This window comes from Streptomyces sp. YKOK-I1 (assembly GCF_054660435.1).
On the sequence record NZ_BAAGDR010000001.1, the window covers coordinates 8,005,287 to 8,023,522 of the forward strand.

Sequence of the window (18,236 nt, forward strand, 5' to 3'; positions counted from 1 at the left end):
TTCATTCCCCCAGGTTCAGAGTGAGTTTGGTGACGGCGAACGCCTCGGCGTAGCGCGCGTGGCATTCGATACCGCGGATCCGGGCGAGACCCAGGAAGGCCTCGCGGTCGTACCAGGGCCGGTGCCGCTGCGAGGGATAGTGCTCCTGGAGCAGCCGCACCTTCTCCTCGGCGACCTCCGGCGACAGCGGCTGGTACGCCGTCGGACGGCCGAGATCGCCGTCCCACTTGACGATCTCGTAGCCGAGCACCAGGTGGTCGCGGAAGGCGGTGGGGATCAGCTGGGCCAGACCGCGGTGGTCCTGGTGCGCGTCATCGGCGCGCGGCGCCAGGATCAGATCCGGGTCGGTCCGTCCGCGCAGTTCCTCGACGGCGGCCTTGGCCTCGTCCCAGTGCACGGGCATGCGGCCGTCCGGCAGTTTGAGTACGGTCAGCCGCAGGTCCGCGCCCGGGCAGAAGGCGGCGAGCGCGGCCCGCTCCTCCTGCTCGCGTTCGGTGCCACCGCCGGAGAGCACCAGCGCGTCGACCCGCAGTCCGGGCCGCGCGAGGCACAGGGCGAGCAGGGTGCCGCCGGCGCCGATGGCGATGTCGTCGCAGTGCGCGCCCACGGCGACGATCGCGTCCAGGGACCCGGACCCGAGCCGGATCACGCGCGCACCCCCTGCTCCCACACGGCCCACGGACGCTCGCCGCGGGCGTAGTCGGCGTCCAGCGCGGCCCGCTCCTTCACGGTGTCGGTCGGCTTCCAGAAACCGCGGTGCTGGTGCGCCACCAGCCGGCCGCGCTTGGCCAGCTGGGCACATCCGTCGGCGACCAGGTCCCCGTTCTCCGGTATGTGGTCGAAGATCTCCTGGCGGAGCACGAAGTAGCCGCCGTTCTCCCACAGCGGCAGTTCGCTCACCGCCGTGATACCGCCCACCAGTCCGTCCTCGCCCAACTCCACGCAGTGGAACGACGACTGCGGCGGCACCACCATCATCGACGCACCCGCGTCGCGCGCGGCGAACCGGTCGATCATCTCCGGCAGCGGGGCGTCGGTGAGCACGTCGGCGTAGTTGGCGAGGAACATCTCGTCCCCGTCCAGGTGGTGCCGTACCCGGCGCAGCCGCTCCCCGATCGGCGACTCGATGCCGGTCTGCGCGAACGTGATCGTCCAGTCCGAGATGTCGGTGGACAGCAACTCGGTCCGCCCGCCGCGCAGCACGAAGTCGTTGGACGTGGTCTCCTCGTAGTTGAGGAAGAAGTTCTTGATGTGGTCCGCCCCGTACCCGAGGCACAGGATGAACTCCGTGTGCCCGAAGTGCGCGTAGTAGCGCATGACATGCCAGATCAGCGGGCGCGGGCCGACCATCGCCATCGGCTTGGGGACGTCGTCGGAGGTTCCGTTGCGCATCCGCATCCCGTAACCGCCGCAGAACAGTACGACCTTCATCGCTCGACCTCGACAATGCTCAGTTCCGGGATGGGGAAGACCAGCCGGCCGCCCCACTCGTGCACGTAGGACAGCTGCTCGACCAGCTCGGTCCGCAGGTTCCAGGGGAGGACGAGGACGTAGTCGGGCTTGTCGGCGGCGATCTGCTCGGGCGGCAGGATCGGGATGCGGGTGCCCGGGGTGAACCTGCCGTGCTTGTAGGGGTTGCGGTCCACCGTGTACGCGAGCAGGTCGGGCCGGACACCGCAGTGGTTGAGCAGCGTGTTGCCCTTGCCCGGCGCGCCGTAGCCGACGACCGTCTCGCCCCGCTCGGCCGCCTCGACGAGGAACCGCAGCAGGTCCCGGCGCACCTTGGCCACCCGCGCGGAGAACTCGGTGTACCCGGACAGCTCCTGGAGCCCGGCGGCCTTCTCCCGGTCCAGTACGTCGGTCACCCGCTGTGTGGGTTCGCCGGCCACCTCGGCGGGCCGGGCCCACAGCCGGATGGAACCGCCGTGCGTGGGCAGCAGCTCGACGTCCACGAGCGTGAGTCCGCCGCTCTCAAGGGCTCGGATCGCGGAGGCAACGGTGTAGTACTGGAAGTGCTCGTGGTAGATGGTGTCGTACTGGTTCTCCTCGATCAGGGTCAGCAGGTGCTGCACCTCGATCGAGACCCAGCCGTCGTCGGCGACCAGGGCGCGCAGCCCCTGGGTGAAGCCGACCACGTCGGGGATGTGCGCGTACACGTTGTTGGCCACGACCAGGTCCGCCGGGCCGTGCTCGGCACGGACGGCCGAGCCGGTCTCCGGCGACAGGAACGCCGTGAGCGTGGGCACACCCGCCTCCCGCGCCGCGGCCCCCACGTTCACCGAGGGCTCGATGCCGAGGCAGCGGATCCCCCGGTCCACCACATGCCTCAGCAGGTACCCGTCGTTGCTCGCGACCTCGGCCACGAAGGCGTCGGGGCCGAGACCCACCCGCTCCACGGCGCCGGCGACGAACGTGCGCGCGTGCTCCACCCAGGAGGTCGAGAAGGAGGAGAAGTACGCGTACTCGCTGAACGTCTCCTCCGGCGTGATCAGCGGAGGTATCTGCGCGAGCCAGCAGTCGGTGCAGACCCGCAGATGCAGCGGGTACGTCGGTTCCGGTCGGTCCAGCTGGTCAGCGGCGAGAAAGCTCTCGCACGGTGGCGTCGCCCCCAGATCGACGACGCTCGCCAGCGCCGCCGAGCCGCAGAGTCGGCATCGTGTCATCTACTGCCCCCCATTGCTTCCGTCCGACCCGCGATCGCGGTGCGGTACTCCTCCACCAGGCGCTCCAGGCCGACGGCCGGGCTGAAGCCCTGCTCGTAACGGCGCCGGGCCGCCCGGCCCATCTCCTGGCCCAGGGCCGGCTCGCCCGCGATCCGGCGCAGAGCGGACGCGAGCGAGGCGGCCTCGCCCGGCCGGTGCAGCAGCCCGGTCACCCCGTCCTCGACGAGTTCGACGAAGGCGCCGTGACCGGCGGCGACGGCCGGGACCCCCGCCGCCATCGCCTCCACGACCACCAGACCGAACGCCTCCAGCCAGGTCGAGGGAGCCACCACGGCGACCGACCGCGCGATCGCCCGCCGGCACGCGGCCTGGTCGTACAGACCGACGTACCGCACGTCGTCCCGGCCCGCCGCCCAGGCGCTCACCTCCGGCTCCAGCGGCCCCGAACCGGCGATCACCAGCGGCACGCCCACCCCGCCCCCGGCGGCGATCTCGTCCCAGGCGGCCATCAGCAGCCGGATGCCCTTGGCCTCCGCGAGCCGGCCGAGATAGAGCAGATGCTCGCCGGCGCCCTCCCTGCGGGCGCCCGGTTCGGGCACGAAGTTGTGCTTCACCGCAAGGCGCCCGGCCGGCAGGCCGGCCCGCACCAGGACCTCGCGCTGCGCCGCGGAGATGCACAGGAACCGCTCCACACCGGACCACCACCGCCGCCGGTTGACCGACAGGCTCACCGCCAGCGGCACCGTCGCCAGCCGGGAGCCCCGGTAGCAGCCGTGCCGCACGGCGGGCAGCGGTGTGGAGCCGACGCACTCGGTGCACGGCCGGCCGTCCCGTTGCAGGGTGCCGGGCGGGCAGACCTGGGTGTAGTTGTGCAGCGTGGCGACGGCGGGCACACCGGCGTCGGCGCAGGCGGCCAGCACCGCGGGCGACAGCAGCGGGAAGACGTTGTGGACGTGCACCACGTCCGGCCGTTCGGCGCGCAGCCGGGCGGCCAGCTCCGTGCGCACCGCCGGGTTCCACGGCACGAGCAGCGGTATGGCGACCTTGCCCGGCAGGGACCGGGCGGCGATGTCGTCGCTGCGCCGCTCGAACACCTCGACCCGGTGACCGGCTCCGCGCAGCAGCTCCACCTCCTGGTCGACGACCTTGTTCTCCCCGCTCGGCTGCGCCGAGGCGTAGCGGTTGTGCACCACGAGGACGTGCATGTTCAGGTCACCTCCGATCTCTGGGCCCAGCGCGGGACGCGTTGTCCGGGGATGTAGGGGGCCGCCGGGGGAGCGGCCTCGGCAGGTGCCGCCAGCAGTGAGGCGGCCAGGGCGAGATGCAGCAGATACGGCGAGGCGTCGCCCAGCCCGGCCTCGGTGTACGACGCGATCGCGCAGTAGCTGATCAGGAAGATCGCGCAGGCCCTCGACAGCGACGGCGGCCGCAGCAGCGCGACACCGCCCAGCACGACGATGATCGCCGCCACCAGGGCGATGCCGGCCATGCCCTGCTCGTTGTAGACGGCCAGCCAGCTGTTGTCGATCGGGAGCCCGCCGAACGACTTGTCGCCCAGGCCGGTGCCGAACAGGTACTGCGAGGTCGTCCGGGGCGCCGCCAGCAGGGCGTGCCAGACCTTCGCCCGGCCGGTCAGGCTGGCGAAGTTCTCCTGACTCTGCCCGCGCAGGAACCACGCCTGCAGCGCGGAGCTGAACCCCACCGCGGCCACCGTCGCGCACACCACCGCCCAGGTGAAGAAGCGGCGGGCGGCGGCGCTGGTCAGGACGAGCGAGCCGATCGCCAGCACCAGCCCGATGATCAGGCCGAGCGTCGCCGTCCGGGTGTGGGTCAGCGCGAGCAGGACGAGGGACGGCACGATCACCACCGCCGCGCCGGTCCGGTCGGTGCGGCGGCCCAGCAGGAGCAGCACGGTCAGCCCGATGATCACCGCGGCGTACTGTCCGATCTGCGGCGGGGTGAGCGGCCACAACGCGCCGACCAGCCGACCGCCGTAGAGGTCGGGCAGGGCCGCGCCCGGTGAGACGACCAGGCCGACGGCCACCGTCCCGAGCACCGCGAAGTACATCCGGATGTGGTGCCGGACGAACGTCGTGCCGCCGTCCCACCAGCGGCTGAGCAGCCACAGCGTGCCGATGAACAGCGCCAGCCGGGTGCAGCGGAACAGCGCCCCGAACCCGGCCCCCTGGCTCACGCTGGAGATCAGGCTCGGCACCAGCAGCAGGGTGAGCAGGAAGACGTAGGCGCTGGCCCGGACGCGCACCCGGGGGTTGACCAGGAGCGCCAGCGCGAACGCGGCGACCAGTGAGCCCATGGTGACCATCTGGATGAGCGAGCGGGGCAGCGGGACGATGGTCCTCGCCCCGGCGGAGCCCAGGGTGTTGAGGATCAGCAGCCCCCAGACCGCCCCGACGATCCTCGGCGTGCGGTCCGTGCCCGTGTCGGCGGACCTCATCTCAATCACCGTCCCCTGCGCGCAGGGTGCTGCCCGCGTCCTGCCGGTACGGCGCGGCCCGCCACTGCTTGAAGCCGACCGTCCGGCTCGCGTCGTGCACGACGAAGGTCCACGGACCGACGTAGACGTTGTCGTGCCAGCGGTTGTGCTGCTGTTCGGTGATCGCCTCGGCCACCCGCTCGCCCTGGTAGGGCGACCAGTCCGGATAGGTGCCGTAGTTGGACAGCACCGCCATCCGGTCGCACTTCACCGTGCAGTCGAGGACCGACTTGTCCAGTACGAAGCGGTTGTCGTGGATGTCCACCCGCTGGGTCCTCCACCGGCAGTCGGAGTAGAGCGGCGCCTTGGCGATCGCCGGCTGCACACAGCGGTCGGTGTTCTTCACCAGCAACGTGCAGTCACCGGAGGAGGTGTTGGCCGGGCTGTTGCAGAACCGGTCGGCGTTCTCCCACAGGGTGATCCCGGACCAGTTGTCCTCCAGCACGTTCCGGTAGACGTCGATCTTGTCCGTGCGGGCGCGGACCCGCGGCTCCCCGCCGGACTCGGACAGGTAGACGGTCGCGAACGGGAAGGTGTCGCCGGCGGCGGCGTAGGCGCGGCCCTCGACCCAGTTGTTCTGCCGGATCGTGTTGTTCCGGATGATCGCGTTGTAGCTGATCTCGTAGATCAGCGCGGCCCCGTCGTTGCCCTCGATCAGGTTGTTCTCGATCAGGAAGTCGTTGTTGTTGGTGTCCGCCCACAGCCCGGTCCCGCGGTTGTCGTGCACCCAGTTGCCGCGTACGTCCGCGCCGTCGACGGCCCAGAACTTGACGCCTCCGCTGCAGCCGCAGTCCGGCCGCCGCCGCTCCCAGTCGTCCGCGTTGTTGCCCACGATCTCGTTGCCCTCGACCACCAGGTCACGCAGGGCGCCGCCGCCCTTGTACGCGTTCATGCCGTACTGGCCGTTGTCGCGCAGACAGCTGGCGCGGACCTGCTGGCGGGCGCCGGCCATCAGCCCGGCGCCGGAGTTCTTCCGGATCGTCGCGTGCTCGATCACCCAGCCGTCGGCCGAGTCGTGATTGACCACGCCCTCGTCACGGGGCGCGACGAACCCCTGCACGGTCAGGTAGCGGATCGTGACGTCGGGGGCGGTGCCGCCGAACGCGTACTGGTTGCTCCTGCGGCCGTCGAGCACCGCGCCCGGCGCGCCGAGGTAGACGTCCCCCTCCTTCGGGATCACCTGGTCGTAGGTGTCCGACATGAGGGTGTGCTTGCCCGGCCGGAGCCAGAAGGTGGTGTGCGGGGGACTGCTCTCGGTCTTGGCGGCCAGGTCGCCCGGCACCGCCGGGTCGACCGTCACCGCGCCCGCCGGTGCCTTCGCCGGCCCGGCCTTGGGCTTGGCGCACACCTGGGCCACGGATCTGGAGGGCGCGGAGGTCGGCTTCGGCGCCGCGTCCGTCGTGCCGCTCTCACAGCCCGTCGCCGCCAGCAGGGCCAGCACCAGCGGTGCCGCCGGCCACACCCGGTGCCGCCACTTGATCCCCACGCGTCCTCCCCCCCTTCCTAACCGTGGAACCCGAGTACGGTGGTGAACTCCCGCAGGCCGTCGGCGAATCCGGTGCCGATCAGCACGGTGGCGGGTTCCTTGCGGCCGAAGCCGGCGGAGTACCAGCCCAGCGGCGGGTCGCTCTCGCCGCGGTGGGCCCGCCAGCTCAGCTCCGCGGGCAGGTCGAGCGCCGCGGAGCGGTCCTCGCCGTCCAGGGTCCAGGTGAGCCGCGCCCGGTTGCCCACCAGGTCCGCGGTGATCGCCGGGCCGAGGTGGAACGCCAGCCGCACGGCCCGGCGCGGACCGCGCACCTCGTCGACGATCTTCAACTCCCGGGTCGCGGCCGTCAGTTCCACCTGGCGGCGGTGCGCGGAGGGCTCGTAACCGTCGTGCTCGGCGCACCAGCGGGCCACGCCTTCGTCCGACGGGTCCGCGACCAGGACCCGGGTGCGGGCCTGCCGGGTCCACAGGAACGGGCCGCCGGAGACGGACTGGTCGGCGCCGTCCAGCTGCAGGGTGTTGTGGCCGAGCGTCGACCGGAAGTACCGCCGCCACTCGGGCTGTCCGTGGTAGCAGTACGTCCCCGGGTCGGCGAGTACGTCGACGCCGTCGTGCCGGACCTCCACGGACAGCGCGTCCGCGTGGGCGTGCGCGGCGATGGAAAGAAAGCCGTGCGGCCCGCCGTCACAGCGGCACCAGATCTCCGCCCTTTCCTCCCTGTCCTGGGTGCTCCGCAGGATGGTCATGCCCGCGTCGGCGAAATGGGCCGGCCGGTTCGCCGGGCGGGACACGCCCCGTTCCGTGGGCTTGATGAGCGCGGCCAGCAGCGGGGTGCGCACATCGGTGCCGGTCACCTCCGGCCACCAGGAGAGCCGCCCGAACACGGCGTCCCCGGTGGCCAGCAGCGAGCCCCAGCGGTCGGTGCCCGCGCCGTCCACGACCAGACCGTGCCCGTCGTCCGCGTCCCCCTGGCGCGGCGGCCGCAGCCGGCCGTCCACGACGGCCGCGAGCGCGTCGGTCATCCGCAGCAGCACCAGCCGGACCGTCGCGGGAACCGGCACCCCGGCGGCGTCCGCCTCGGCCACCGCGGCCAGGCCCAGCTCCAGCACCAGTCCGTGGTACTCGGTGGCCAGCTCACGGTTGAGACCGGAGAGGAAGGTGTTGGCGCGCAGCTGCCGGTCCAGCGACCGCAGCGCGTCGGCCCGCCAGCGCGCCGAGCCGGGGAACCAGTCGAACGCGCAGGCCGCGGCGAACTGTCCGGCGTCCTCGGCGATGACGTGGTTGTTCGCCGAGGACCCCCGGCTGGGGAAGGCGGCCAGCCAGCGCTGGTGGTGCCAGATCTGGTCCCGCGCCACCGGGTTGTCCTCGAACAGGGCGGCCGCGCCCGGCCAGCCGTCGAGCAGCCGGCGGATCCACACCCAGGACAGCAGCCGGATCCCCAGCTCGATGCCGCTGGTCCAGTGCACCCCGCGCAGCGGCGGGTTGGCCGCCCACCACGACCGCAGATGCGCGGCCACCCGCTCGGCGTACCGCTCGTCCCCGGTGACCGCGTAGGCGGCGGCGAGGCGGGTGAGGTACTGGTGCCGGGAGGGCTCCCAGATCTGCTTGATGTCCCCGACCGCGTCCTCGTCCCGGTACGGCACGTCGAACGCGTAGCCCGCCGGCGCCCGGCGCCCGGTCTTCGGGTCGTACCACCAGTCCGGGTCGGCCAGGTCGTCGCGGTCCACCCCGAAGAACTCCGCGTGCCCCTCCATCAGCCGGTCCGCGTCGGCGACGAGGCGTTTCGCGGCGTCCGGCGGCACCGCGGCGATCGCCCCCGCGGGCAGGACGGCGGTGAACCGGGCACCGGTCACGTCCGGACCGGCCGGCGGCGCCGACCGCCACCGGCGCCTGCGCACCGCGTCGGTCACCCGGCCGCCGACCTCCCGCGGCCCCATCCGGGACAGCCGCCGCAGATACCAGCCCGCGCTCATGCTCATCGCGCCCCCGCCAGGGTCACCGGCACGCCGGAGGCCAGGCCGCTCTGCACGGCGAGGGTGGCCGCCGTGGTGGCGACCAGCGACTGAAGCGGCACCGGCATCGGCCCGCCGGTCCGCACGGCCCTGACGAACGCGGCCAGCTCGGCCTCCTGGCCCTTGTCCCGGGCCTTGGGCAGCCGCGAGCTGACCCACCGCTTACGGCTGTGGACCGAGGCACGGACGAAGTCGTCGAGCCGCAGCACCCTGCCGTCCGCGACGAGGTCCAGCGTCTCCTTGGGGAAGCCGGGCGCGCCGGTGGTGACGTAGCTGATGGCGGCGGTGGAGCCGTCCGGGTAGCGCAGCAGGACCTGGAGGTCCTCGGTGCCGGGCGTGGCGACCGCGTACACCGAGACCGGGTCGGCCTCCAGCAGCCAGCTCGCCGTGTCGATGAAGTGGCCGCCCTCGCCGGCGAACCGCGAGCCCTCGGTGCCCTGTTGCAGGTACCAGCTGCCGTGCTCCAGCCGTCCCGCGTTGACCAGGTAGCGCAGGCTCGCCGGCCCGGTCCGGGCGCCGAACTGCTGCCTGGCCTCCGTCAGGAGCGGCGCGAAGCGGCGGTTGAAGCCCACCTGGAGCCGGTCGTTGCCGGACTCCTCCACCGCCGCGAGCACCCCGGCCAGCTCGTCCTCGGTCAGCGCCAGGGGCTTCTCCACGAAGACCGTCTTGCCCGCCAGCAGCGCCTTGCGGGTCAGTTCGGCGTGCGAGCTGTGCCGGGTGACCACGAACACGGCGTCGATCGACCCGTCGCCGAGGACGGCGTCGAGATCGGTGGTCGCGTCGGCGAAGCCGAACTTGCGTTGCGCGTTGGCCGCGGACAGCGCCGTCGTGGTGACGACCGTCGACAGCTCGACACCCTCGCGCCCCGACAGGTGCGGCAGCAGCATCGACGTGGCGTAGTTCCCGGCGCCGACGAACGCGAGCCGCACCGGCTTCCCGGCGGCCCGGACCGGTGCCGGCTTCCCGGTCACCACCGGCACGGCGGGCACCGTCACCGCCGGGACCTCGGCCTCGACCGTGTGCCCGGGGTACCGGAACAGCACGGCCACGGCCTTCAGTTCGCCCTCCTTCAGCCGCCGGTACGTCTCGACGGCGTCGTCGAACTCGGCGATGTGGGAGATCAGGGGTTCCACGTCGACCCGGCCGAGGGCGAGGAGATCGAGGAAGCACGCCAGGTTGCGGCGCTCGGTCCAGCGCACATAGCCGATCGGGTAGTCCCGCCCCTCGAGTTCGTACGAGGGGTCGTAGCGCCCGGGGCCGTACGAGCGGGAGAAACGGACGTCCAGTTCCTTCTCGTAGTACGCGTTCCACGGCAGGTCCAGGCGGCACTTGCCGATGTCGACGACCCGGCCGCGGTCCCGGCTCAGCCGGGCGGCCAGCTCGACGGGCTGGTTGCTGCCGCCGCCGGCGGCCAGATAGACCTGGTCGACGCCATGACCGCCGGTGAGTTCGGCGACGGCGTTCTCCACGGCGGAGGAGGCGGGATCGCCGCAGGCCGCCGCGCCCAGACGCTCGGCCAGCTCGCAGCGCGCCGGGTCGGGGTCGGCCCCGACGACCCGGACCCCCGAGGCGGCCAGCAGCTGCACCACCAGCTGCCCGATCAGCCCGAGGCCGATGACCAGCGCCACCTCGCCGAGCCGTGACTCGCCCTGCCGGACGCCCTGCAGCGCGATCGACCCGACGGTCCCGAAGGCCGCGTGCCGCGGCGCGAGGCCGTCCGGCACCCGGGCGTAGAGGTTCCTCGGCACCCAGTTCAGCTCGGCGTGCAACGCGTGCTCGTTGCCGGCGCAGGCCACCAGGTCGCCGACCTTCACGTCGTCGATCCCGGCGCCGACCTCCTCGACCACCCCGCACAGCGAGTAGCCCAGCGGCGTGTAGGAGTCCAGCTTGCCCATCACCTTGCGGTAGGTGGCGGGCACCCCGTTGGTGGCCACGCTCTGCACCACCTTGGCCACCTGGTCCGGCCGGGACCGGGCCTTGCCCAGCATCGACATGCCGGCCTCGGACACCTTCATCAGCTCGGTCCCGGTGGAGATCAGCGAGAAGGCGCTGCGGACCAGCACCCCGCCCGGCTTGCACCCCGGCACCGGCACGTCGAGGAGGGCCAGCTCGCCGCTCTTGTAGTTCTGTACGACCTGTTTCACCCGAAGTCCTCTGTCTCTACGCCGTCACGGGAGAGTTCTGGCCGGCCCCGGAGGTCGCGCCGCGATACCAGTACTCGAGGGTCAGCACATGCCACAGATGTTTGGAGAAGTCCCGCTGCCCGGCGGCGTCCTCGGCGACCATGCGCGCCAGCGCGTCGCGCCGCAGCAGCCCGGAACGGACCAGCTCGCCGTCGTCGACCACCTCCCGCACCAGCGGCGCCAGATCCCGGCTCATCCAGGCCCGCAGCGGGGCGCTGAACAGGCCCTTGGGCCGGTACACGATCTCCCGGGGCAGGATCGAGCAGGCCGCCTCCTTCAGGACGGCCTTGCCCTGCCGTCCCACGATCTTGCGGTCGCCGGGCACGGCGAACGCCGCCCGGACCACCTCGACGTCCACGTACGGCACCCGCACCTCGGTCGACGCGGCCATGCTCGACCGGTCCGTGTAGGCGAGGTTCAGGCCCGGCAGGAACATCCGGGCGTCGCCCAGGCACATGCGGTTGACGAAGTCGTCGAGGTCGTTGTCCTCGTAGACGTCCGCGTGCTCGGTCAGGACGTCCTCGACCGTCCCGGCCAGGTCCGGATCGATCAGGGCGAGCAGCTCGTCCTGGTCGTACAGGGTGTAGCTGCGCCGGAACGCGGTCTCCTCCGGCAGATCGGCGAAGGAGAGGAACCGCTTGGCGAAGCGCACCGACCGGTACCCCCGGGTCGCCGAGGCCACCGGCAGCCGGTCCACGGCCGAGGACAGACCACGCCGCAGGGGACGCGGGACGCGCTGGTAGCGCAGCGCGATCTTGTTGGCCAGGTGCTTGCGGTACCCGGCGAACAGCTCGTCGGCGCCCATCCCGGAGAGCATCACCTTCACCCCGGCCTCCCGGGCGGCCGAGCAGATCAGGAACGTGTTGATCGCGGCGGGGTCGCCGATCGGCTCGTCCAGCGCGTGCGTCATCCGCGGCAGCAGATCGAGCACGTCCGGAGCGATCTCGATCTCGTGCAGGTCGACGCCGAACCGCTCGGCCACCTGCCGGGCGTAGCGCAGGTCGTCCGGCATCGCCTCGAACTTCGCGTCCTCGGCGCGGAACCCGATCGTGTAGGCGGAGATCCCGGGGTGCTCGCGGGCCGCCAGCGCGGTCAGATAGCTGGAGTCGAGACCGCCGGAGAGGAAGGTCGCCACGGGGACGTCGGAGAGCAGATGGCGCCGGGTCGACTCCTCGACGACGGCGGCGATGTCCGGCAGGTCACCGCTGCGGGCCCGCTCCCGGCCCTCGGCGGCGACGTCCCGGAGGTTCCAGTACCGGCCGCGCTCCACCCGGCCGTCCGGCCGGACGCGCATCCAGCTCCCCGGCGGCAGCTTCTCCGCCTCGCGGAACGCGCACCGTGAGTCCGGCACCCAGTAGTAGAGCAGCGACGCCACCAGCGCCGCCGGGTCCACCTGCAGCGAACCGCCCGTCACGGCGGCCAGCGCCTTCAGCTCGGAGGCGAACAGCAGACCCTCGCCGCGCCGCAGCAGGAACAGCGGCTTGATGCCGAGCTGGTCGCGGGCGAGCACCAGCTCACCGGTGCGCTCGTCGAAGACCCCGAACGCGAACATGCCGCGCAGCCGGGGCAGACAGTCCGTGCCCCAGCGCCGCCAGGCCTCCAGCAGCACCTCGGTGTCGGAGGTCCCGCGGAAGCGCACCCCGGTGCCCTCCAGCTCGGCCCGCAGCTCGGGCGCGTTGTACAGCTCGCCGTTGTACGTCAGGACGAGGCCGCCCGAGGCCATCGGCTGGGCGCCGGTCTCCGACAGGTCGATGATGGACAGCCGGCGGTGCCCGAGGTGCACCTCGCCGTCACCGACGGGGTGGCTGTAGCGGCCCGCCCCGTCCGGACCGCGGTGGGCGAGGGTGTCGGTGAGCCGGTCGGTCACCGCCTTCCCGTCCGGCCATCGGTAAGCTCCTGCGATGCCACACATGTCCTACTGAGCCTCCTGGTCGCTGTCCGGGACCCGCGCCGCCCACAGGGGCAGCCGCTCCGCCCGCCGCGGGACCGTCCCCTTCGGCCGGGCCGGCCGCTCGCTCTGGCCGCGCAACGCGGTTGCCAGCCCGTCCCACAGCGTGCCGTCGGTCCGGTCACGGGGATCGGGGTCGATCAGCACCACACCGATCACCGGGATGCGCTGGTCCGCGAGCTGCCGCGCCACGGTGTGCAGCCATGCGGCGCTGCCGTGCCCGGCCCGCACGACGAGCACGGTCCGGGTGCCGAGATACTGCAGGTCGGTCCATGCCGTGCCGGGCGCCACCGAGCCGACGCCGAGCCGGCGCTCCTGGGGCGACACGGCCTCGGCGCGCTCGCCGCCCACCACGGTGGGATCGCCCGGCTTCGGGCGGCGACGCGAGAGCTGCGGTCCGGGCAGACCGTCGACGACGACCACCGGCGGCCCGTCCGCCGCCAGCGCCCTCGCGAGGTCCAGGGCGATCACACAGGTGTGGCGCGCGCAGCCCAGTTCCAGCAGCGACACGGGTTCCGCGGCGCCGCGCACGGCGCGGGCCAGCGAGGTGGTGAGCCGTTCGCGGGCCGCCCGGACCCGGCGGCGCTGCCAGCGCCCCGCCGACCGGTGGGGCAGCTCGGCGATGACCGAGGCGCCGAGGTTCGCGGCGATCTCCCGGCGCAGCACGGGACGGTCCGCCACCACCGCGCCGACCGCGGCCACCGCGAGCCCGAGGAAGAGCCCGAGGAAGAGCCCGATCCCGGCGTCGGTGGCCGCCGTCTTCGGCAGGGACTGCCGCACCAATTGCGGGGAGTCCACGATCTGCGTGCCGGCGACCAGCCGCGGTGTGCCGATGCTCGCCTCCGCGGCACGCTGGCCGAAGTCGGTGATCTGCGAGGTGAGTTCGGCCCGGCGGGCGTAGAGCGACTCCAGGTCGGCCGAGGACTCCGGCCCGCTCTCCCCGCTGCCGTCCCCGATCGCCTTGTTGACCTGGGCCAGTTGGTCCTTGAGCTGGTCACGCTGGTCGAGCAGGGCCTTGGCCTCGGCGCGCGCGGACGACTGGATCCGCCGCACGTGGTCCGCGACGAACGCGTCGGCCAGCGCCTTGGCGCGGGCCACCGCCTGTGCGTCGCTGTCACCGGTGACGGTGATCTGCAGCACGTTGTTGGTCAGTCCGAGACCGCTGTAGTCCTTCATGAACTCCTCGGCCCTCTCCTGCGACCTGAGGGACTTCAGGGCCGTGTCCGCGATCCGTGTGGTCTGCAGCAGCGCGACATCGGTGCGGATCAGCGTTCCGGGGTCGTTCGGCTGGTCCTCCTCGTGCGCCACCAGCACCTTGGTCACCGCGGTCGGCGGCTGCGGCAGCAGGAACGCCACCGCCGTGCCGGCGAGCAGCCCCAGCAGCGCGAGGGAGCACCACAGGCGGCGCCGTCTGCGCACCGCGGCCACCAGGGCCTGCAGATCGATCAGCGGAGCGGCGGCCGACGACTCCGCGGTCGTACTCGTCGTCACCCTGTGACCCCCGTAGCGTCGTCCAGCTCACCGTCGAACTCCGCGAGCGCCGGTACGGCGGCCCGCCGAGGGTGGTCGGCCGGCCGCGTCGCACGGACCGGACCGGCGAGGACGACGCCGACGACCGCGTGCTTGGCGTCCGCGCACGCCTCGGCGATGCCACCGAGTTCCCCCGCGGTCCAGCTGCCCGCGCTGACCACGACCAGGGCACCGGACTCGTGGTCCCGGTCCGGCACCATCGGCCGGGACACCGGGACCGCCACCGCCCGCAGCAGCGGATCGCCCGCGGCCTCGACGACGAGCTGTCCGGCCGCCCGGCGGGCGCTCTCGTCCCCCTCGGGGAAGACGACCAGCAGCCGCCGCGGGACCGGCTGCTGGTCCCTCAGCCGGGAGCACACCCGCCGGTAGCGGATCTGCCGGCTCGCCTCGTCGCCGGAGGACTGTGGCGCCGGCAGGTCCCACCGGACGTCGAGGCCCAGCAGCCGGCGGAGCCAGCGCGGACCCCGGCCGTCCGGCCGGTGCCCGGGCCGTTCGACGGGGACGTCGACCGTGCCCAGCAGCGCTGAGCCCAGCGCCGCGGTGATCTCCGCCTCGCCGCGCAGCCGGCGGCTCATCCGCGCGGCGGTGAGATGCCCGATGACCGCGCACAGGAAGAACAGCAGCGCTCCGCCGGCGATCAGCTGTGTCCTCGTCGGCGGTGCCTCGCCGGTCGGCCGGGCCGCCGACCCCATGACGACCATGTTCTTCGCCTCGTCCTCGGCCGGGTCGGCCTGCTCCAGCGTGTTGATGGCCTCCCGCAGCGCGGTGCGCAGCTTCTCCAGCTCGGTGCGGGTCTGCACGCTCTCCACGGTCTGCCCCGGATCGGCCGCGTCGGCCAGCTGGCTGATCCGGCGGCTGGTGGCCTCCACCGACTTCTGCAGCGCGGCGAGCTCCTGCGCCGCCTCGGGGTCGGCGCTCTCGCTCGCGATCCGGGTGGCGTAGGAGACGAACTCCTTGGCCACCTGGTCGGAGAGCCGCTGGGCGCGCTCCGGCGTCCCGGCCGTGCCGGAGATCTTGATGATGTTCCCGTCGGTGGCCTTGGCGCTGACCTGCTCCCGCAGGTCACTGGCGCTCACCCCGGCCCAGCCGAGCGTGGCGGCAGCCCGGTCGACCACCACCGAACTGGTCGCCACCTCCGTCTGCGTCAGCAGCTCACGCTCCTCCCACGTCCCCGGCAGCAGCACCGACGCCGAGGTCGTGTAGCGCGCCGGGAACAGCACGGAGGCGCCGTAGCCGACGAGCGCACCCACCAGGGCGAGGAGGGCGAGCAGCCGCCAGCGCCGACGGACGATCCGCCCGATCGTGACCAGGCGTATGGTGTCATCGCTCAAAGGTGCGGCCTTCCCCTGCCGGATCCGGGTCGCGTGCCGTCACCGGGGTCCGGTCCCGGCACGCGGCGGCGTAGGCGGCGAGCAGTGAGCGCTGGGAGTTGCGCCAGGACAGCGGTCCGCTGATCCGCTCCTGGCCGATCTTGCCCATCAGGGCGCGCTTCTCCGGATCGTCCAGCAGCCGCGCGATGAGCCCGGCGAACTCGCTCTCGTCGTTGGCGGGTGCGTAGACGGCGGCGTCACCGGCGGAGACCCGCGCCTCCCGGAGGTCGAAGGAGACGAGCGGCCGGCCCATCACCATGTACTCCAGGACCTTGTTCATGGTCGACACGTCGTTGAGCGGATTGTGCGGGTCGGGGGAGAGGCACACGTCCGCGGTGGACAGGTAGCGCACCAGGTCGGCGTCCGGGATGCGCCCGGTGAACTGCACCTGTTCCGCGAGCCCGAGCCGCCGGGACAGCTCCACCATCGCCTCGAAGGTGTCCCCGGCGCCGACGAACACGGCGTGCCAGTCGGTCCGCCCCTGCTCGTCGCGCAGCTTCGCCAGGGACCGCAGGGCGTAGTCGACGCCGTCCTGCGGGCCCATGACGCCGAGGTAGCACAGCAGGTGCGGCTTGCCGCGCTTCAGCTCCGGCTCGGGCGGTACGGGGTGGAACCGGTCGATGTCGGGTGCGCTGCGCACCACGAAGACGTCCTCCGGCCGACGTCCGCCGCGGCGCACCGCGACGTCCCGGTAGCTCTCGTTGGTGGCGAGCACGACGTCGGCGGCCCGGTAGGTCATCCGTTCCAGCGCGCACACCCCGCGGTAGAGCAGGTCCTGGCCGCGGTCGAACCGGGAGAGGTACAGCTCGGGCACCAGGTCGTGCTGGTCGAAGACGAACCGCGCGCCGCGCCGCTTCAGCCACAGCGCCGGCAGGAACAGCAGGTCGGGCGGGTTGCAGGCGTGCACCACGTCGACCGGGCCGACCTTGCGGGCCAGCCGGACCGTGTGCCACAACGCCGAGCCGTACTCCCGCAGATACCCGGCCGGCCCGCCGGTGGCGGCGCGCAACGGGTAGCGGTGGATCCGCACCCCGTCGATCTCCGCCTCCGGCTCGGTGTCCCGTTTCGTTCCCTGCGGGCAGATGACGTCCACCGTCCAGCCCGCGTCGCGCAGCGTCGTGCACTCCTGCCACACCCGCCGGTCGAAGGGCACCGACAGGTTCTCCACCAGGATCAGCGCGCGCCGGCCCGGCCGCCCGCCCCCGGTCGTGTCACCAAGCAAGGCCCATGTACCCCGGTTCGGCCCGGCGCACATCGGCGTCGGGGAGGCGGATCAGGTCGACGATCACCGGGCCGTCGCCGCCGTGGGGCAGCGCCGACAGCACCTCCGGGTCCCTGGTGCCGACCAGGCACACCTCGGCGTGGTCGAGCACCTCCTCGACGGAGTCCGCGAGGAGCTGCGCGAGATGCGGCAGCCGGGTCTCGATGTACTCGCGGTTCGCGCCGAGCAGCCGGGAGAGGCTCACATTGGCGTCGTAGATCTTCAGGTCGTACCCCTTGCCGAAGAGCCGCTCCGCCAATTCGACGAGCGGGCTCTCGCGCAGGTCGTCGGTGCCGGGTTTGAAGGACAGCCCGAACAGCCCCGCCCGGCGTTTGCCGGTGCGCTCGACCAGCTCCACCGCGCGTTGCAGATGGTCGGAGTTGGACGGCAGCACATGCGACAGGATCGGCACCGAGACGTCGGCCCGCTGCGCCGCGTGGACCAGGCTGCGCAGGTCCTTGGGCAGGCAGGAGCCGCCGAAGGCGAAGCCGGGCCGCAGATAGGCGGGGCTGATGTTCAGCTTGCGGTCGGCCAGGAACACGTCCATCACCTGGTGCGAGTCCACGCCGAGCGCCTGGCACACCGCGCCCAGCTCGTTCGCGAAGCCGATCTTGAGGCCGTGGAACGCGTTGTCCGCGTACTTGATCGCCTCGGCCGTCGGGATCGGCACCCGGAACACCTCGCCGGGCAGGCCGTCGTACAGCGCCAGCACGGTGTCGCCGCTCGCCGCGTCGAGTTCGCCGACGACGGTCTTGGGCGGGTCGAAGAAGTCCCGCACGCTGGTGCCCTCGCGCAGGAACTCCGGGTTGACCGCGACCCCGATGTCGACGCCGGCGGTGCCGCCGACGTACTTCTCCAGGATCGGGACCAGCAGGTTCAGACAGGTGCCCGGGAGCATGGTGCTGCGGAACACGACGGTGTGCCGCCCACCGCGCTCGGCCAGCGCCGCGCCGATCTCCTCGGTGACCCGCTCCAAGTACGTGGTGCACAGGCTGCCGTTGGGCTCCGAGGGGGTGCCCACACAGACCAGCGACACCTCGCTGTCCCCGACCGCCTCGCGGACGTCGCCGGTGGCGCGCAGCGCGCCGGTCCGCACGACCTCGGCGATGAGTTCGCCGATCCGCTCCTCGACCACCGGGGCCTTGCCGTTGTTGACCAGGTCGACCTTCACCTGGTTGACGTCGACCCCGATGACCTCGTGCCCCATGCTGGCCAGGCACGCGGCCGACACACAGCCCACGTAGCCGAGCCCGAAAACGCTGACCTTCATGAATGGTTCCTCCCCCCGG

The 18,236-nt window shown here is 72.5% G+C and carries 13 protein-coding genes; all 13 read right to left on the bottom strand.

Annotated elements, in window-relative coordinates:
* Position 1: 1 nt before the first annotated feature.
* The 13 genes from ACYQ8Q_RS35580 to ACYQ8Q_RS35640 are packed head-to-tail and all read right to left on the bottom strand — an operon-like array spanning position 2 to position 18,217.
* Entirely contained in the window at positions 2–649 is a 648-nt protein-coding gene (locus tag ACYQ8Q_RS35580) for a PIG-L deacetylase family protein (protein ID WP_460070759.1), read from the bottom strand.
* Positions 646–1,431: a sugar phosphate nucleotidyltransferase gene (locus ACYQ8Q_RS35585; RefSeq protein WP_460070760.1), complete on the bottom strand. Its 786-nt coding sequence runs from the start codon at positions 1,429–1,431 to the stop codon at positions 646–648. Before ACYQ8Q_RS35585 ends, ACYQ8Q_RS35580 begins: the two co-directional genes overlap by 4 nt.
* Positions 1,428–2,663: a class I SAM-dependent methyltransferase gene (locus tag ACYQ8Q_RS35590; RefSeq protein WP_460070761.1), complete on the bottom strand. Its 1,236-nt coding sequence runs from the start codon at positions 2,661–2,663 to the stop codon at positions 1,428–1,430. The genes ACYQ8Q_RS35585 and ACYQ8Q_RS35590 overlap by 4 nt, the downstream gene beginning before the upstream one ends.
* Positions 2,660–3,868, bottom strand: coding sequence for a glycosyltransferase (locus ACYQ8Q_RS35595; protein ID WP_460070762.1), 1,209 nt, complete (start codon positions 3,866–3,868; stop codon positions 2,660–2,662). The genes ACYQ8Q_RS35590 and ACYQ8Q_RS35595 overlap by 4 nt, the downstream gene beginning before the upstream one ends.
* Positions 3,869–3,870: 2 nt before the next feature.
* A complete protein-coding gene (locus tag ACYQ8Q_RS35600) occupies positions 3,871–5,118 on the bottom strand; it encodes an O-antigen ligase domain-containing protein (protein WP_460070763.1) in 1,248 nt (415 codons plus the stop codon).
* A gap of 1 nt (position 5,119) precedes the next feature.
* Complete coding sequence (locus ACYQ8Q_RS35605) at positions 5,120–6,643, bottom strand: right-handed parallel beta-helix repeat-containing protein (protein ID WP_460070764.1); 1,524 nt, start codon at positions 6,641–6,643, stop codon at positions 5,120–5,122.
* Between the two features lie 17 nt (positions 6,644–6,660).
* The gene (locus ACYQ8Q_RS35610) at positions 6,661–8,622 is read right to left on the bottom strand and encodes a heparinase II/III family protein (protein ID WP_460070765.1); all 1,962 of its coding nucleotides are present in this window, start codon (positions 8,620–8,622) and stop codon (positions 6,661–6,663) included.
* Entirely contained in the window at positions 8,619–10,799 is a 2,181-nt protein-coding gene (locus ACYQ8Q_RS35615; protein ID WP_460070766.1) for a bi-domain-containing oxidoreductase, read from the bottom strand. Before ACYQ8Q_RS35615 ends, ACYQ8Q_RS35610 begins: the two co-directional genes overlap by 4 nt.
* 16 nt (positions 10,800–10,815) lie before the next feature.
* Entirely contained in the window at positions 10,816–12,750 is a 1,935-nt protein-coding gene (gene asnB, locus ACYQ8Q_RS35620; RefSeq protein WP_460070767.1) for an asparagine synthase (glutamine-hydrolyzing), read from the bottom strand.
* A 3-nt stretch (positions 12,751–12,753) separates the two neighbouring features.
* On the bottom strand, positions 12,754–14,277 hold the full coding sequence (locus ACYQ8Q_RS35625; RefSeq protein ID WP_460070768.1) for a Wzz/FepE/Etk N-terminal domain-containing protein: 1,524 nt from the start codon (positions 14,275–14,277) through the stop codon (positions 12,754–12,756).
* Positions 14,274–15,647, bottom strand: a complete 1,374-nt coding sequence (locus ACYQ8Q_RS35630) for a polysaccharide biosynthesis protein (RefSeq protein WP_460070769.1) — start codon at positions 15,645–15,647, stop codon at positions 14,274–14,276. Before ACYQ8Q_RS35630 ends, ACYQ8Q_RS35625 begins: the two co-directional genes overlap by 4 nt.
* The gene (locus ACYQ8Q_RS35635) at positions 15,637–16,941 is read right to left on the bottom strand and encodes a glycosyltransferase family 4 protein (protein ID WP_460070770.1); all 1,305 of its coding nucleotides are present in this window, start codon (positions 16,939–16,941) and stop codon (positions 15,637–15,639) included. The genes ACYQ8Q_RS35630 and ACYQ8Q_RS35635 overlap by 11 nt, the downstream gene beginning before the upstream one ends.
* On the bottom strand, positions 16,898–18,217 hold the full coding sequence (locus ACYQ8Q_RS35640; protein ID WP_460070771.1) for a nucleotide sugar dehydrogenase: 1,320 nt from the start codon (positions 18,215–18,217) through the stop codon (positions 16,898–16,900). Before ACYQ8Q_RS35640 ends, ACYQ8Q_RS35635 begins: the two co-directional genes overlap by 44 nt.
* Positions 18,218–18,236: the final 19 nt, after the last annotated feature.

Bases quoted from the DNA above. Each gene is read 5' to 3' on its own strand.
- ACYQ8Q_RS35595 (WP_460070762.1), bottom strand. From the start codon at position 3,868: ATGCACGTCCTCGTGGTGCACAACCGCTACGCCTCGGCGCAGCCGAGC.
- ACYQ8Q_RS35585 (WP_460070760.1), bottom strand. From the start codon at position 1,431: ATGAAGGTCGTACTGTTCTGCGGCGGTTACGGGATGCGGATGCGCAAC.
- ACYQ8Q_RS35610 (WP_460070765.1), bottom strand. From the start codon at position 8,622: ATGAGCATGAGCGCGGGCTGGTATCTGCGGCGGCTGTCCCGGATGGGG.
- asnB (WP_460070767.1), bottom strand. From the start codon at position 12,750: ATGTGTGGCATCGCAGGAGCTTACCGATGGCCGGACGGGAAGGCGGTG.
- ACYQ8Q_RS35635 (WP_460070770.1), bottom strand. From the start codon at position 16,941: ATGTGCGCCGGGCCGAACCGGGGTACATGGGCCTTGCTTGGTGACACG.
- ACYQ8Q_RS35590 (WP_460070761.1), bottom strand. From the start codon at position 2,663: ATGACACGATGCCGACTCTGCGGCTCGGCGGCGCTGGCGAGCGTCGTC.
- ACYQ8Q_RS35600 (WP_460070763.1), bottom strand. From the start codon at position 5,118: ATGAGGTCCGCCGACACGGGCACGGACCGCACGCCGAGGATCGTCGGG.
- ACYQ8Q_RS35640 (WP_460070771.1), bottom strand. From the start codon at position 18,217: ATGAAGGTCAGCGTTTTCGGGCTCGGCTACGTGGGCTGTGTGTCGGCC.